A 15,326-nucleotide genomic window follows, 5' to 3' on the forward strand; every position below is an offset into this window, starting at 1 on the left:
GCTCGCGACGGTGGTGCTGCTGGTGCTGACCGGGACGCTGTCGGATGCGGCGTTCCTGTCGTGGGGCTGGCGGGTCGCATTCTGGCTGTCAGCCGTGGTCGTGCTGATCGGCTACTACATCCGCACCAAGGTCACCGACGCCCCGATCTTCGTTGCGGCGCAACGGGAAGCCGAGCGGATCAAGGCGACCTCGTTCAGCGTGATCGAGGTGCTCAAGCGCTACCCGCGCGGCGTATTCACCGCGATGGGGCTGCGGTTCGGCGAGAACATCATGTACTACCTGGTGGTCACGTTCTCGATCACCTACCTGAAGGTCCAGGTCGGCGCCGACACCAGCTCGATTCTTTGGTATCTGCTCTTCGCGCACGCGGTGCACTTCGCCATCATCCCGCTGGTGGGCAAGTTGGCTGACCGTTACGGACGGCGGCCGGTGTACTTCGTGGGCGCCGCGCTTGGGGCCACCTGGGGCTTCTTCGCCTTCCCGATGATGAACAGCGGCAACTACGTCGTCGTCACCGCCGCTGTCACGCTCGGCCTGGTCATCCACGCGTTCATGTACGCCCCGCAGCCGGCCATCATGGCCGAGATGTTCCCGACTCGGATGCGTTATTCCGGTGTGTCCCTTGGTTATCAGGTCACCTCGATCGTGGCGGGCTCGCTGGCGCCGATCATCGCCGTCAAACTGCTCGACGTCTACGGCTCCTCGGTCCCGATCGCGATCTACCTGGCGCTGGCGTGCGCAGTGACCCTGATCGCGGTGGTGTTCACCCGTGAGACCAACGGCATCGACCTCGAGTCGTTGGACGTCGCCGACGCCGAGGAAGTAGCAGGGGATGAGTGGGGGCAGGTAGTTCCGCGATGACCGAACTCGCCGGACGAACCGCTCTCGTCACCGGCGGTGCGAGCGGCATCGGCGCGGCGTGTGCCCGTGAGCTTGCGAGTCGGGGTGCCATCGTCACGGTCGCCGACGTCGACGACGTGGCAGCCACGGCGCTGGCCGAGGAGATTGGCGGAAGTGCTTGGGTGGTCGATCTTCTCGACGTCGCCGCGCTCGAGGAATTGTCCCTCGAGGTGGACGTCCTGGTGAACAACGCGGGGGTGCAGACCGTCGACTCGATCACGGAGTTCGACCCAGCCCGCTTCCGCTCCATGCTCTCGCTGATGGTCGAGGTGCCGTTCCTGCTGATCCGGGCGGCGTTGCCGCACATGTACGAACAGCGTTTTGGCCGGGTGGTGAACATCTCGTCGGTGCACGGTCTGCGGGCCTCGGAGTTCAAGGTCGCCTACGTCACCGCGAAGCACGGCCTGGAAGGTCTGTCCAAGGTGACCGCGCTCGAAGGCGGCGCCCACGACGTGACCAGTAACTGCGTCAATCCGGGCTACGTTCGAACTCCGTTGGTAGCCAAGCAGATCGCCGATCAGGCCCGCACCCATGGCATCCCAGAACGGGACGTCGCGGAGAAGGTCCTGCTCTCCGAGAGCGCGATCAAGCGACTGGTCGAGCCGGAGGAGGTGGCGTCTTTGGTGGGCTGGCTCGCGTCGCCGAGCGCGGGCATGGTCACCGGGGCGTCGTACACGATGGACGGCGGCTGGAGCGCACGCTAGCTCGAATCATGGCTCGGATCAGTCCTCATTCGAGGTCTCCTTGCGAGCTTCCGTGGAAGCGATTCTGGCGGAAGCCTTCTCGCTCACTGGGGTATGCTCCTGGAGCGGGTTCGCGTCGGCGTTGTCGAGTAGCTCGTCTGCCTTGACGCGGAACCTGCGGGTGTAGAACATCATCGCTGCGGCAACCAGTGGCAGTACGCCCAGCGCGTAGATACCGGCCGAGCCCGCCGCGTCGTTGACGACGGCATTGACCTTGGTACGCAGAATGGGCGCAACGAAACCGCCGAGGTTGCCCAAGGAGTTGATCAGACCGATCCCCGCTGCAGCTGCAGCTCCGGTCAGAAATGCAGCGGGATAGGACCAGACGATGGGGCCGACGGCAAGGAAGCTACACACCGCCAGGGTGATGAAGATCAGTCCCAGCACTGGTTGGTGGTAGGTCCCCGCCCATGCAGACCCGAAGATGCACAGTGCGGTTGATACGAACAGCAAGGCGGCCCAGATGCGCCGCCGCTGGATGGTGGTCGCCGCACGTCCGATGAAATAGCACGCGAAGATGCCGAAGAACCACGGGACCCCGACCAGCAACCCGACCTTCAGTCCCACCTTGGTGCCGGTGAGTTCAGACACCTGCGCGGGCAGGTAGAAGGTCACGCCGTAGACAGCCACCTGCAAGCAGAAGTAGATGGTGGTGAAGTACCAGACCTTCCCGTTCTTCATCGCATTCCACACGCCCCTGGGGCCAGACTCCTCCTTTACGGTGTCCTCCTGTGCCATCACGTCCTTCAAGGCATTCTTCTCGGCAGCGGTAAGGAACTTCGCATGCTCCGGCCCGTTGATGAGGAAGACGTAAGCGGCAACTCCTGCGACGACGGCCAACAGTCCTTCGACTCCGAACATGACCTGCCAGCCGTGCACACCGGGCATCTGGTCACCGATGTTGATCAGCCATCCGGACAACGGCGCACCCAACATCTGGGAGACCGGCTGCGCCAGGTAGAAGATGGCAAACATCCTGACCCGCACCTTGTTTGGAAACCAGGCCGCCAGGAACATGATCACGCCGGGGAACAAGCCGGCCTCGGTCACACCGAGCAGAAAGCGGAGCGCGATGAACGAGTTCGGGCCTTGCACGAACGCGAAGCACGCCGAAACGATTCCCCAGGTGATTGCGATTCGGGCTAGCCAGAACTTCGCTCCGACCCGGTTCAGTACCAGGTTGCTGGGGATCTCGAATATTGCGTAGCCGATGAAGAATATGCCTGCGCCCAGGGCGTAGGCACCTGCGGATACCCCGCGGTCAACCTCGAGTGCCTGCGCCGCAAAGCCGACATTCGTGCGGTCAAGAAACGAGACAATGTAGAGGAGGACGAGCATTGGCATCAATCGGCGCGAGGCCTTGGAGATCGCCGAAGCGAGAACTGGGTCGCGCAACAATGCCTTACTTGCGTTCAGGTCTATCGTTGACATCACTTCTCCTGTCGAATGGTGTTGCAACACAGCTAGTTCAGTGGTTTGGGCTTCGTCTTGACGTCAGGTGAGAATCAGCGCCACTCCGACGACGCAGATGATCACGCCGACAGTCAGGTACAGCAGTCGTTCGCGGCTCCATCGGGACGGGCCGTCAGTACGCATACGCAGTGCTCCTACTCGGGTCGATGTCACCATCGACGGTCAATGAGTCGGCCTGGCGTCAATCGAGGGGTGCGGGTCCGAGTTCATCGAGCAGTTTCTGCATCAGCACGTAGGCCTTGTTGCGGTATGCGATGAGCGCGGGGATGCGTTCGGCCGGGACGTCCAAGAAGCCCTTGCCAGTCTTGGTCCCGAGGTTGCCCGCCGCGACGAGTTCGGTCAGAACCCGCGGTGTCGCGAAACGCTCGGGGAACCCGGTTTGCAAAGACCGGTAACAGAAGTCGTAGACATCCAGACCGGCCATGTCGGCGATGGCGAATGGGCCGAAGAAGGGCAGCCGGAAACCGAAGGTGGTACGTACCAGGGTGTCGATGTCCTCGGCGGTCGCCGTCCCAGCTTCCACTAGTTGGGTTGCTTCGTGAAAGAGGGCGTACTGCAGTCGGTTCAACACGAATCCCGTGACGTCCTTGACCTGAGCCGTCGATTTCCCGGCGTCGTGGATCAGTTGTCGTGTCCGGGTGACGACGCTCTCGTCTGTGCCGGCGTGCGGAATGATCTCTACTCCGGGGATGAACGGCGACGGGTTGCTGAAGTGCACGCCGAGGAATCGGCTGGGATTGGCGACGGCATCGGCCATGTCGCCGATGGAGATCGTCGAGGTGTTGGAGCCAATGATGGCGTCCGGCCTTGCCGCGACGCTGATCTGGCGCAGGGTGTCGTGCTTGATCGCTAGGACCTCTGGCACGGCTTCTTCGACGAAGTCCGCGTTCGACACCGCCTCGGCCAACGACGCGGCGGGCCACAGGTTGGCCTCCAGGGTGGCGGTGGCGCCTTCGGGAAAAAGCCCTTCGGCGACGAACTCCTTCGACTCGGCGATCAACCGGTGGTAGTTCTTCTCGGCAATCTCTGCACTGACGTCGGCAAGGGCGACGCGGGCTCCGGCGAGGCCGAACACCTGCGCAATGCCCCCGCCCATGTACCCCGAGCCGATTACTGCGATTTGCCTGGTCACTGTTGTCACCGCTTACTTCCACTGTCGTCGGTCGGAACTGTTACTGAGCTGAGTCGCGAGAAGTGGCTGGTTGGGCCGCTGGGAACCGACAGAGGGCGGTTGGCGGCAACGAAGCCGTCGTAGATCGAACTCACGGTTCCTCTTCGCTAGGTCGTTATCGGGTGCGCCCGCGGCGACATCACCGAGACGTGCATCTCACCGGTCCTCGTGATGAGACGTGAATCACAGGAGGAGATTCCTATAGGATGTAGGATCGATGATTGACTGTCAAGCGATTCCTATAGGATCTTTTTGTGGCTCCCGAAGTCGTCGCTTCCCTACCTGTCCGGCAGGTGCTGACCGACCATGTCCACGACAAGTTGCTGGAGATGTTGATGGACGGCCGGTACGGACCGAATGAGGCCGTAAGCATTGACGGCATTGCTCGTGAACTGGACGTTTCGGCGACTCCCGTGCGCGAGGCTCTGGCCCGTCTCGAAGTGACCGGTTTGGTGATTCGGGTCGCGCTGCGTGGCTACCGTGTTGCGCCGCTGCTCAGCACCGCCGAACTCGCCGAGCTGATAGACGCCCGCCTTGCCATCGAGCCGGTCAACGCATCCCGGGCCTGTGAGCGGGCCACGCCCGCCTTGATCGAGGCGCTTGACCGTTCGATCGCCGAATTGCGTACCGCCCCGAGGGGGCCTGAGTTCGCCGAGTACCGGGAGTACTGGCAGGCCGACATGCGATTCCACGAGCTCATTGCCCAAGGCGCCGGCAACCGCTTCCTGTTGATGGCATACAACTGCCTCGGCGGATCGGTGCAACGGTTCAGACTCTTCACGGGGCTGGGGGTCACCGACGCCGAGTACGCCATCGACGAGCATTCCGCGATCCTGGCTGCGTTTCGGGCTCAGTCGCCGGAGAAGGCGCGGCAAGCCATGGTCGACCATCTGCGCGGCGTCAAGGACCGGGGCTTCAAGGATGTCGTCGACCACGGTTGAGACCCACCCGTGCCTCTCTGATCGCACCCTCAGTACCGTCCGGGATCGGCGAGCACGGGTGCGAATGCCAACTCGGCCGCTCCGATCACCAGCGTGTCGGCACCGAGGGTGGCGGGCACCACCCGGACCAGGTCGCGCGGGGCGCCCATGCTGCGCCGCGTCAACTCCTCGTGGAGCACCGCCGCGGCGTAGGCAGGGAAGACCCGCAGGAAGCCGCCGAGAACGATCAGTCCTGGATTCAGCATGTTGATCGCGTTGCCTAGGGCAATCGCCAGTGAGCGTGCCTGACGGCTGAGCACATCGCGCTCGGCAGAGGTGTGGGACCCCAGCAGGCTCTGAGTCGCTCCGGTCGTGCCGTCGAGTTCGTCGAGAAGCCGGGCCAGCGGCGCCTGAATGACCTCGGTCTCCAGACAGCCGACACTGCCGCAATGACACTTCTCGCCGCCACCGACGAAAGTGTGTCCCAATTCGCCCGCGTAGCCCGCGACTCCCTCGAGCAGTCCACCGGCGACCACGAAGCCGGCGCCGATACCGCTCGGCCCGCCGTTGACGTAGATCAGATGGTCGGCACCGGGGTGATTGCCGAACATGTGCTCGGCGATAGCTCCTGCGTTGGCATCGTTGGCCGCAAACGTAGGCAATCCCGTTGCTGCGCTGAGCATCTGGCCGATTTCGATGTCATGCCAGTCCAAGTTGGGCGCCAGTTGCACCGTCGACTCTGGACGGCGCACCAGCCCTGGCACCGCTACCCCGACGGCCGTCACTGCCTGCCCTTCGTCGAGGCCCCGGCAGATACCACCGATCGCCTTGGCTGCGATGGCTACGGTGCCCGCAGCGGTCGGCACCCGATCCGTCGGGCAGCGCACCACGTCGAGCACCGCACCGCCCATCGCCACCACTCCGATGGTGACGGCATCGACCTCGGGGGTGACCGCTACCGCGAGCACGCGGTTACCCGGGCGCACGATCGGGCTGGGCCGGCCGACCTGCGTCGTCGACGGCGCGGGTGATTCGTCCACCAGGCCCCTCGCGACCAGCTCCTCGACGAGGTCCTTGGTGGTGGATCGCGACAATCCCGTGCAGCGGGTCAACTCGGCGCGGCTGAGCATGCGGTGACGGTGCACCAGTGTCAAGACACTGGACAGATTGCGTCGCCGAACGTCGTCGGTGCTCGTACCCACTCGAGCGAACTGCCGGTCTTCCGTCCCCTTCATCGGCCCACCCGCCCCCTCTCGCATCCGGCCTTGACAGTGTCGCAGGCCACATCTTATGTTCGAGCAGAGAACAAACTATCATCTGATCGCAGTTCGGCACTCGACGGTGCCCACGATTCCCGAGGAGTTCCGATGACCGTCCTGGAGTCCAGCGCCGCCGTAGCGGAGGCGTTGACACCCCGCCCGTCAGACAAGTTCTCGTTCGGACTCTGGACGGTGGGCTGGCCGGGAAACGACCCGTTCGGTGTGGCTACTCGGCCTGCGCTCGACGTGGTCGAGGCCGTGGAGCGGCTGGCCGAGTTGGGTGCCTACGGCTTGACCTTTCACGATGACGACCTATTCGCCTTCGGCAGCTCCGACGCCGAGCGGCGTCGGATGATCGATCGACTGACGTCGGTGTTGAGAGCCTCGGGTCTGGTCGTGCCGATGGTGACCACCAACCTATTCACCCAGCCGGTCTTCAAGGACGGCGGTTTCACCAGCAACGACCGCGGGGTGCGTCGTTTCGCGTTGCGCAAGGTTCTGCGCAACCTCGATCTGGCCGCCGAACTGGGTGCCGAGACCTTCGTGCTGTGGGGCGGCCGCGAAGGCAGCGAGTACGACTCGGCAAAGGACGTCCAGGCGGCGTTGGAACGCTATCGCGAGGCGCTGGACCTGTTGTGCCAGTACGTGATTGACCAAGGCAGCGGCCTTCGGTTCGCCATTGAGCCCAAGCCCAACGAGCCGCGCGGTGACATCCTGCTGCCCACCGTGGGGCACGCACTGGCGTTCATCGACACCCTCGCTCACCCGGAGATGGTCGGCGTGAACCCCGAGACCGGTCACGAGCAGATGTCCGGGCTGAACTTCATGCACGGCATCGCGCAGGCACTCTACGGCGGCAAGCTGTTCCACATCGACCTGAACGGCCAGCGTGGCATCAAGTTCGACCAGGACCTGGTCTTCGGCCACGGCGATCTGGCCAACGCCTTCGCGCTCGTCGACCTGCTCGAGCATGGCGGACCGGGTGGCGGCCCGGCCTATGACGGCCCGCGGCACTTCGACTACAAACCCAGCCGCACCGAGGATGCCGACGGGGTGTGGGCGTCGGCGGCGGCCAACATGCGGATGTATCTGTTGCTGCGCCAGCGCGCCGCCGCGTTCCGCGCCGACCCGGCCGTCCAAGAGGCGATGACGATCGCCAGGGTGCCCGAACTGCGGCAGCCCACCCTGAACGACGGCGAGACGTACGCCGATCTCTTGGCGGACCGCACCGCCTACGAGGAGTTCGACGCGGGCTCCTATTTCGGCGGAAAGGGTTGCGGCTTCGTGACTCTCAACCAGTTCGCCCTCGAACACCTGATGGGTGCACGGTGAGGGAGACGCCCCGTCCCGAAACTGCCGATTGCGCCCGCGAGTGACGCCGTTCACGCAATATGTGATTACGCACTACAAATCCATGAATGCCACCGATTCGGAGGGATCTTCGTGAAACGAACCAGCCGCCTGCTTCTCACCACCATCGTTGGCGCCAGCCTGACGCTGACGGCGTGCGGCTCGGGCTCGGACTCGTCGGGCTCGTCGGACGCCAAGAGCGGCAAGGTCGGTGTCATCCTGCCGGACACCAAGTCATCGGTCCGGTGGGAGAGCAAGGACCGCCCCGCGCTGGAAGCCGCCTTCAAGAGCGCCGGGGTGGACTACACCATTCAGAACGCCGAGGGATCCGCCGACACGATGGCCACCATCGCCGACGGGATGATCGCGGACGGCGTCACCGTGCTGGCGATCGTCAACCTGGACTCCGACAGCGGTGCGTCAATTCAGCAGAAGGCGGCCACCCAGGGCGTCAAGACCATCGATTACGACCGCCTGACCCTTGGCGGTTCCGCCGACGTCTACGTCTCCTTCGACAACACCAAGGTCGGCGAACTCCAAGGGCAGGGGCTCGTCGATTGCCTCGGCGGTAAACCGGCGAATGTCGTCTTTCTCAACGGTTCTCCGACCGACAACAACGCGAAGCTGTTCAGCAGCGGCGCTCATTCGGTGATCGACGCGACGCCGACGATCACTGCTGCCGGCGAGCAGGCGGTGCCGGACTGGGACAACGACAAGGCGGTGACCATCTTCGAGCAGCAGTACACGGCCGCCAACGGGCGCGTCGACGGGGTGTACGCGGCCAACGACGGCCTCGCCGGTTCGGTCATCTCCATCCTGGAGAAGAACAAGCGTGCTGGCCAGGTCCCGGTCACCGGCCAGGACGCGACCGTCGAAGGACTGCAGAACATCCTCGCCGGCACACAGTGCATGAGCGTCTACAAATCGGCCACCGAGGAAGCCAACGCGCTGGCCGAGGCGGCGATCGCACTCGCAGGAGGTGAGCAGCCGAAGACCAGCAGCACCTCTCGCGACGAGACGGGCGGACGGGACGTCCCGTCGGTACTTCTGACACCGAAGTCGATCACCAAGGAGAACATCAACGTCGTCCTCGACGATGGCGGACAGGCCAAGGAAGAGGTGTGCTCGGGGCAGTTCGCCTCCCTGTGCACCGCTGCCGGAGTCTGAGGCCTGATGACCCCTGACGTCGAGCCTGCGCCACGAACTCCGATCCTTGAATTACGCGGTGTCAACAAGAGTTTCGGCGTCGTCCACGTGCTCCACGACATCGACTTCTGCGTCTACCCCGGCCAGGTGACCGCCCTGGTCGGCGACAATGGCGCTGGAAAGTCGACGCTGGTCAAGGCGATCGCCGGGATCCATCCCATCGACACCGGCACGTACCTGTTCGAGGGCAGGCCCGTCACCGTTCGCAGCCCGAACGAGGTGTCGGCCCTCGGCGTCGAGGTCGTCTACCAGGACCTGGCCCTGTGCGACAACCTGGACATCGTCGAGAACATGTTCCTGGGGCGGGAACTGAAGAGCCGGGGGATGCTCGACGAGGCCCGGATGGAGACCATGGCCCGCCAGGCTCTCAAATCGCTTTCGGTACGGACCGTCAACTCCGTCCGGCAGACGGTGTCGAGCTTGTCCGGAGGTCAACGTCAGACCGTGGCGATTGCCAAGTCGGTGCTGTGGAACTCCAAGGTGGTCCTGCTCGACGAACCCACCGCAGCCCTCGGTGTCGCGCAGACCAAGCAGGTGATCGGCCTGGTGCGCGGACTCGCCGATCGGGGCCTCGGGGTCGTGCTCATCTCCCACAACATGAACGACGTCTTCGACGTCGCGGACCGGATCTGTGCGCTGTACCTCGGACGGGTGGCCGCCGATGTCAAGGCGTCCGACGTGACCCACGGCCAAGTGGTGGAACTCATCACCGCGGGACGTTCCGGCGGCCTCGGCCTGGCGCCGGCGCAGGCAGCCGAATCGATGTGAAGGCCGTGCATGACCAGGACGCAAATCCGAGGAAAGTTCAGATGCCCATCGAAACAGGCACTGGCAGTGCTCAATCCGACGTCGGTGTGGCCGATACCGACTTCGCCGGCGACGCCCGTGTCGATCAGACGTTCACCGAGGCCGTGCGGGGTTACCTGCAGCGAGTGCGCGGCGGCGACATGGGCTCACTGCCCGCGATCCTGGGCCTCGTCGTGCTGTTCGTGGTCTTCGGTCTGGCCAACGACCGCTTCCTCTCGGCACTGAATCTGGCCAACCTGGTCACCCAGGCCGGGTCGATCTCCGTGTTGGCGATGGGCCTGGTGTTCGTGTTGCTGCTCGGCGACATCGACCTGTCCGCGGGAGTCGCCGGCGGTGTGTCGGCATGCGTGATGGGGCTGATCGTCGGCAACCTGAGTTGGCCGTGGTGGGCGGCGATCCTCGCCGCCATCGCCTGCGGCGCATTGATCGGCCTCATCATCGGCATGCTGCGAGCCAAACTCGGGATTCCGTCGTTCGTGGTCACCCTGGCGTTCTTCCTCGGACTGCAGGGGGTGACGCTCAAACTCATCGGCGAGGGCGGCTCCGTCCGCGTCGACGATCCGGTGATCCGCGGCCTGACTATCAGCAATGTGCCCGTCTCCATCGGCTGGGCGATCGCGTTGCTGGTGGTTGTGGCGTTCGCCGGCCTGGAGGTGTACCAGTACTGGCACGGGAAGGCATTGCAACTGTCCCACTCACCGCTCGGCGTGGTAATTGCGCGGATATTCGCTGTAGCGGCAGTTGTTTTGGGCGTCACCTTCGTGCTCAGCGTCAACCGCAGCGTCAACCCCAGAGCGGAGATCAGCGGAATCCCGTACGTACTGCCGTTGATCCTGTTTCTGCTGATCGTCACGACCGTGGTGCTCAAGCGCACGTCGTACGGCAGGCACATCTATGCCGTCGGCGGTAACGCCGAGGCCGCGCGCCGTGCCGGCATCTCCGTGGACCGCATCCGGGTGTCGGTGTTCATCGCGTGCTCGTCGCTGGCGGCGCTGAGCGGAATCATCGCCGCTTCCTATGCGGGCAAGGTGTCGGCGTCCTCTGGCGGGGGCAACACGCTGCTGTATGCCGTGGGCGCTGCCGTCATTGGCGGCACCAGCCTGTTCGGCGGCAAGGGCCGGGCGCTCGACGCCGTGATCGGCGGCGTGGTGGTCGCGACGATCGCCAACGGGCTCGGCCTGCTGAACCAGTCGTCCTACATCAACTTCCTGGTCACCGGCGGTGTGCTGCTACTCGCCGCCAGCGTCGATGCGATATCCCGCCGACGGCGCTCGTCGACGGGCCTTTCGTAGTCAGCCGAGCCAAGGACCGATCCGCCTCAACGACTCCTCGATGTCGCCGACGGCGCCTGCAAACGACAACCGGACGTACGCCCCGCCGTGCACGGTGTCGAAGTCGATCCCAGGCGCGATCGCGACTCCCGTGTCGGCCAACAGCCTTGCGCAGAAGTCGAGCGAGTTCGTCGAGTAGTCGGAGATGTCGGCGTAGACGTAGAACGCGCCGTCTGCCGGCGCCAGTCGGGGTAGGCCGATCTCCGGCAGCCGACGAAGCAGCATCTCGCGGTTGGTGGCGTACTGGTCCACCAACGCGTCGGCCTCGGCCGTGGACTCCGGCGCAAACGCCGCAACGGCGGCGAGTTGCGGGAGCGTCGGCGGACAGATGGAGAAGTTCCCGGTCAAGCGATCCACCGCGCGGTGCAGTGCGGGCGGCACCAGAAGCCATCCGAGTCGCCAGCCGGTCATCGCGTAGTACTTCGAAAAGCTGTTCACCACAATGGCTTCGCGAGAGGTTTCCCACGCGCAGCTGGTCGGTGGCGCACCCGGGTAGACCAGACCGTGGTAGATCTCGTCGCTGACCAACTGGACGCCGCTGGTTTCGCACCAGGTCGCGATCGCCGCTAGCTCGGCGGGCGGGATGACGGTGCCCGTCGGATTGGCCGGGCTGGCCAGCACCAGGCCCTTGATGGGCGGCTCGATCGCGGCGAGCATCTCGACGGTTGGCTGGAATCGCGTCATGGGGCCGCACGGTATCTCCACGACCTCGCAGCCAAGCGCCGACAGGATGTTGCGGTAGCACGGATACCCGGGGCTGGTCACGCCGACGCGGTCGCCGACGTCGAAGCAGGCCAGGAACGCCAGCAGGAAACCACCGGTGGAACCTGTGGTGACGACGACGTTGTCCTGGCCGACCAGAACGCCGTATCGGTCTGAGTAGGAGGCCGCGATCGCGTTGCGGAGCTCCGGAATGCCAAGCGCCACGGTGTATCCGAGATTGTGGTTTTCAAGCGCATCGGCGGCCGCCGCGCGGATGGGACTGGGAGCTTGCGCGCTGGGCTGCCCAGCAGAGAGATTGACCAGGTCGCCGTGGGAGCGTTGTCGCTCGGCAGCCGCCAGCCACATGTCCATCACGTAGAACGGTGGAATCCCCGCGCGCGCTGCGACACGATCGCTCATCCGAGCCAGGCTAGCTGGTCGTCAGAGAGTCGATCAGGCAGCGTGGTGCCACGCCAGTTGGTCACCGAGACGGATCTCGATCCCGCTGGCCTTGAGTAGTACGAGATCGCCGAGTACTGGCGGGGCCGTCGACCTGTGGCGACTACCGCTGGGGGTGGTGAATTCGGCAGTGTGCTGGCCATCTTCGCCACACCAGGTGTGTACCCGCCAGCCGGGCGCCTCCTTGGCGTAGTTGCACGCTTCGCAGTCGCCAAGGCCGTTGATCAAACTCGTCGGCCCGCCGCGGGCGGCGGGGGTGCCGTGGTCGGCGGGGGTGCCGTGGTCGGTGTGACGGATCGGCGCGCCGCAGTAGGGCGTGCGGCAGGTGTCGTCGCGGCCTCCATGGCGAGCGGGTCGATCGCCGCAGATTCTTCGAACATGTGTGCGACTGTACGCGGCGTGGCCGACAAGTCAGGCTAGAGCGCCTCGGCCTCGAGTCGACGCAGGTAGTCCCGCGGGGGACCGAGTAGCTGCGCGCTGCCGTGCGCCCGCTTGAAGTACAGCTGGATGTCGTACTCCCACGTGATCGCGACACCGCCGTGCATCTGGATGGACTCCGCGGTGACGGCGCTGAACGCCTCACTGGCGGCGATCCGCGCCAGCGCCGCCGACGTGGCCGACGGTTCGGCGACCGCATCGTCGACCACCGCGCGCGCCGACTGCACCAGGACGTAGAGGTCGGCCATCCGATGCTTGAGCGCCTGGAAGCTGCCGATGGGCCTGCCGAACTGGACGCGGTCCTTGGTGTAGGCGACGGTCAGGTCGAGGCATCTGCTGGCGGCGCCGATCTGCTCGGCTGCGAGGAGGATCGCCGCGGTGTCGGCGAGTCCGGGATCCGCGCCGATGACCTCACTTGCTCCGACCGAGACGCGCGCCAGTCTGCGGGTGGGGTCCATCGTCACGACCGGTTCCGCGGTGAAGCTCGTCCAACGGCTCAGCCGGCCGTCCTTGGCGCCCACCACGACGTCGGCGACGTCACCGTTGACCACATAGCCGGGATCGATGACGACGGCGCCGATCGAGGTGCCCTCGGCCAGTTTCTCCAGTGTGTCGGTGTCGTGCTCCTCGGCGGACAACAGCGCCAGCTCGGCCAGTGTCGTACCCAGCAGCGGCGTCGGAACCAGTCCACGGCCCAGCGTCTCGATCACCACGGCGGCATCGGCGAGCTGGCCGCCCGCCCCGCCCAGTTCCTCCGGGATGACAAGGGCCGCGGCGCCGACCTGTTCGCACAGCAGCGTCCACAGCGCTTCGTCGTAGCCCCGCTCGGACTCCATCGCGCGGCGCACGGCCTCGGGGGTGGCGTGCTTCTCGACGATGGACGCGACAGTGTCGCGCAACATTTCCCGTTCGTCGCTCATGACGTCAGTGCCTCCAACACTCGACGGCGGTGCCACGTGGGATCGCCCCATGCCGAGCGCAACGCCTGCACCAGCAGCAGCAGCAGCGAGAGATCGTGCTCCTGGGTGTAACCGATGGCGCCGTGCGTCTGCAGTGCCGAGCGGGCCGACAGCAGCGCGGCCTCGGATGCGGCGGCCTTGGCGGCGCTGACGTCGCGCGCTGCGTCGGGTGACCCGTCAGCTAGCGACAGTGCCGCGCCGTAGACGAGGGGCCGGGCCAGCTCCACGGCGATGTGTACGTCGGCCAGCTCGTGCTTGACCGCCTGGTACGAACCGATCACCCGGCCGAACTGGCTGCGCTGCTTGGCGTATGAGACCGAGGCGTCCAGCATCGCCTGGCCCGCACCGACCAGCTGGGCCGCGGTGAACAGGGCGCCGAACTCGAAAGCCGTTGCGGTGTCGGCCGTCTGCGCGTCGCCGGAGGCGGTGACGTCGAAGAGGCGACGGGCCGGGTCGACCGACCCGTGCCGCTGCGCCGCGGTACCGTCCCGCACCTCGCCCTCGGAGGCCACCAGGACGAGGCCGGCGAAGTCCGCGTCGACGGCCCGGGGTACCCGCGGCGGGATCGCCACGGTGGCGATGAGTTCACCGGAGGCGAGCGCGCCGCTGCGATCATCGCCGGCGAGCAGAATGGGTGCCACCGCAATCGATTCCGCGAGCGGGCCAGGCACGCCCCAGTAGCCGAGCCGCAAGGCGGCGACCACGAGGTCGACGGGATGGGCGCCGATGCCGTCGAACTCCTCTGCTACGGCCAGCGCCGTGACGCCAAGGTCGGCCAGCGTTGCCCACACCTTGCGGCCGGGACCCGTGTCGCCGGCGGCCCAGGCGCGGATGGCGGCTGGCACGGCGGCGGCCGTGAGCGCACCATCGATGCTGGCCGTGAAGTCTTGCTGTTGGTCGTCCAGCTCGAATTTCATTTCGGCTCCCGCGGAAGGCCCAGCAGGCGCTCGGCGATGATGTTGCGCTGAATCTCGTTGGTGCCCGCATAGATCGGGCCGCCGAGCGCGAAGAGCAGTCCCTCTGTCCATGAGTCGGCGAGCTCGCCGTCGGCCCCCCGCATGTCCAGCGCCGTCTGGTGCAAGGCGACGTCGAGATCCGACCAGAACACCTTGGTCACCGACGACTCGGCGCCGAGCTCACCCCCGTCGGCCAGCCTGGTGACGGTGCCGAATGTGTGCAGCCGGTAGGCCTGCGCCTTGATCCAAGCGTCGGCAACGCGATCGGCGAACGCGGGATCGCGGTCGATCTTCCAGGCCTCCACGAGCCGCTCGGCGGGCGCGAGGAAGCGGGCCGGGCTGCGCAGGGACATCCCGCGCTCGTTGCTCGACGTGCTCATCGCCGCGCGCCAGCCGTCGTCCACGACCCCGATGACGTCGTCGTCTGGCACGAAAACGTCGTCGAGGAAGACCTCACCGAAGCCGGTGGCCCCACCGAGCTGCGCGATCGGCCGCACGGTGACGCCGTCGGCGTGGAGGTCGAACATGAAGTACGTCAGGCCCTTGTGGCGCTGGGCGGTCGGGTCCGAGCGGAACAGCCCGAATGCCCTCTCGCCGAACGGGGCTCGCGAGCTCCAGATCTTCTGCCCGTTGAGCTTCCAGCCGCCGTCG

At 65.7% G+C, this 15,326-nt stretch carries 14 protein-coding genes and 1 pseudogene; 7 read left to right on the forward strand and 8 right to left on the reverse strand.

Annotated elements, in window-relative coordinates; genetic code table 11:
- On the forward strand, positions 1 to 862 hold an 862-nt coding region (locus tag ACRDUX_RS40525), incomplete at its 5' end, for an MFS transporter (protein WP_526423142.1).
- Positions 859 to 1,605, forward strand: a complete 747-nt coding sequence (locus ACRDUX_RS40530; protein WP_526423144.1) for a 3-hydroxybutyrate dehydrogenase — start codon at positions 859 to 861, stop codon at positions 1,603 to 1,605. The genes ACRDUX_RS40525 and ACRDUX_RS40530, both read left to right, overlap by 4 nt.
- A gap of 18 nt (positions 1,606 to 1,623) precedes the next feature.
- On the opposite strand, the gene ACRDUX_RS40535 is transcribed toward ACRDUX_RS40530, so the two are convergent.
- Both ACRDUX_RS40535 and ACRDUX_RS40540 read right to left on the reverse strand, forming a co-directional pair.
- Positions 1,624 to 3,075: an MFS transporter gene (locus ACRDUX_RS40535; RefSeq protein WP_526423146.1), complete on the reverse strand. Its 1,452-nt coding sequence runs from the start codon at positions 3,073 to 3,075 to the stop codon at positions 1,624 to 1,626.
- A gap of 223 nt (positions 3,076 to 3,298) precedes the next feature.
- A complete protein-coding gene (locus ACRDUX_RS40540; protein WP_526423148.1) occupies positions 3,299 to 4,249 on the reverse strand; it encodes a 3-hydroxyacyl-CoA dehydrogenase family protein in 951 nt (316 codons plus the stop codon).
- Between the two features lie 293 nt (positions 4,250 to 4,542).
- Between ACRDUX_RS40540 and ACRDUX_RS40545 the strand changes: the two genes are divergently transcribed.
- Positions 4,543 to 5,229, forward strand: coding sequence for a GntR family transcriptional regulator (locus ACRDUX_RS40545; protein WP_526423149.1), 687 nt, complete (start codon positions 4,543 to 4,545; stop codon positions 5,227 to 5,229).
- 29 nt (positions 5,230 to 5,258) lie between these two features.
- Here the strand turns inward: ACRDUX_RS40545 and ACRDUX_RS40550 are convergent, their stop codons facing one another.
- A complete protein-coding gene (locus tag ACRDUX_RS40550; RefSeq protein ID WP_526423151.1) occupies positions 5,259 to 6,443 on the reverse strand; it encodes an ROK family protein in 1,185 nt (394 codons plus the stop codon).
- A gap of 132 nt (positions 6,444 to 6,575) precedes the next feature.
- Between ACRDUX_RS40550 and xylA the strand changes: the two genes are divergently transcribed.
- From xylA to ACRDUX_RS40570, 4 genes are all read left to right on the forward strand, one after another.
- Complete coding sequence (xylA, locus tag ACRDUX_RS40555; RefSeq protein ID WP_526423153.1) at positions 6,576 to 7,799, forward strand: xylose isomerase; 1,224 nt, start codon at positions 6,576 to 6,578, stop codon at positions 7,797 to 7,799.
- 111 nt (positions 7,800 to 7,910) lie between these two features.
- Positions 7,911 to 8,984, forward strand: a complete 1,074-nt coding sequence (locus ACRDUX_RS40560) for a sugar ABC transporter substrate-binding protein (RefSeq protein WP_526423155.1) — start codon at positions 7,911 to 7,913, stop codon at positions 8,982 to 8,984.
- Between the two features lie 6 nt (positions 8,985 to 8,990).
- Positions 8,991 to 9,791, forward strand: a complete 801-nt coding sequence (locus ACRDUX_RS40565) for an ATP-binding cassette domain-containing protein (RefSeq protein ID WP_526423157.1) — start codon at positions 8,991 to 8,993, stop codon at positions 9,789 to 9,791.
- Between the two features lie 41 nt (positions 9,792 to 9,832).
- Positions 9,833 to 11,122: a sugar ABC transporter permease gene (locus ACRDUX_RS40570; RefSeq protein WP_526423159.1), complete on the forward strand. Its 1,290-nt coding sequence runs from the start codon at positions 9,833 to 9,835 to the stop codon at positions 11,120 to 11,122.
- Here ACRDUX_RS40570 and ACRDUX_RS40575 read toward each other — a convergent pair whose 3' ends face one another.
- The 5 genes and pseudogenes from ACRDUX_RS40575 to ACRDUX_RS40595 form a co-directional block, all read right to left on the reverse strand.
- Positions 11,123 to 12,283, reverse strand: coding sequence for a pyridoxal phosphate-dependent aminotransferase (locus ACRDUX_RS40575; RefSeq protein ID WP_526423161.1), 1,161 nt, complete (start codon positions 12,281 to 12,283; stop codon positions 11,123 to 11,125).
- Between the two features lie 33 nt (positions 12,284 to 12,316).
- Positions 12,317 to 12,658 (reverse strand): annotated as a pseudogene (locus tag ACRDUX_RS40580) (HNH endonuclease); the annotation flags it as partial.
- An 80-nt stretch (positions 12,659 to 12,738) separates the two neighbouring features.
- Positions 12,739 to 13,680, reverse strand: a complete 942-nt coding sequence (ipdE2, locus tag ACRDUX_RS40585) for an acyl-CoA dehydrogenase IpdE2 (RefSeq protein WP_526423163.1) — start codon at positions 13,678 to 13,680, stop codon at positions 12,739 to 12,741.
- Positions 13,677 to 14,636 (reverse strand): acyl-CoA dehydrogenase family protein, encoded by a 960-nt coding sequence (locus ACRDUX_RS40590; RefSeq protein WP_526423165.1) that lies wholly within the window; start codon positions 14,634 to 14,636, stop codon positions 13,677 to 13,679. The genes ipdE2 and ACRDUX_RS40590 overlap by 4 nt, the downstream gene beginning before the upstream one ends.
- A partial coding sequence (locus tag ACRDUX_RS40595; RefSeq protein WP_526423167.1) for an acyl-CoA dehydrogenase family protein occupies positions 14,633 to 15,326 on the reverse strand: 694 nt, incomplete at its 5' end. The genes ACRDUX_RS40590 and ACRDUX_RS40595, both read right to left, overlap by 4 nt.

The organism is Mycobacterium sp. (assembly GCF_050701675.1).
GTDB lineage: Bacteria > Actinomycetota > Actinomycetes > Mycobacteriales > Mycobacteriaceae > Mycobacterium.

Coding starts and splice junctions, on each gene's coding strand:
- ACRDUX_RS40530 (WP_526423144.1), top strand. CDS start 859: ATGACCGAACTCGCCGGACGAACCGCTCTCGTCACCGGCGGTGCGAGC.
- ACRDUX_RS40535 (WP_526423146.1), bottom strand. CDS start 3,075: ATGTCAACGATAGACCTGAACGCAAGTAAGGCATTGTTGCGCGACCCA.
- ACRDUX_RS40550 (WP_526423151.1), bottom strand. CDS start 6,443: ATGAAGGGGACGGAAGACCGGCAGTTCGCTCGAGTGGGTACGAGCACC.
- xylA (WP_526423153.1), top strand. CDS start 6,576: ATGACCGTCCTGGAGTCCAGCGCCGCCGTAGCGGAGGCGTTGACACCC.
- ACRDUX_RS40565 (WP_526423157.1), top strand. CDS start 8,991: ATGACCCCTGACGTCGAGCCTGCGCCACGAACTCCGATCCTTGAATTA.
- ACRDUX_RS40570 (WP_526423159.1), top strand. CDS start 9,833: ATGCCCATCGAAACAGGCACTGGCAGTGCTCAATCCGACGTCGGTGTG.
- ACRDUX_RS40575 (WP_526423161.1), bottom strand. CDS start 12,283: ATGAGCGATCGTGTCGCAGCGCGCGCGGGGATTCCACCGTTCTACGTG.
- ipdE2 (WP_526423163.1), bottom strand. CDS start 13,680: ATGAGCGACGAACGGGAAATGTTGCGCGACACTGTCGCGTCCATCGTC.
- ACRDUX_RS40590 (WP_526423165.1), bottom strand. CDS start 14,636: ATGAAATTCGAGCTGGACGACCAACAGCAAGACTTCACGGCCAGCATC.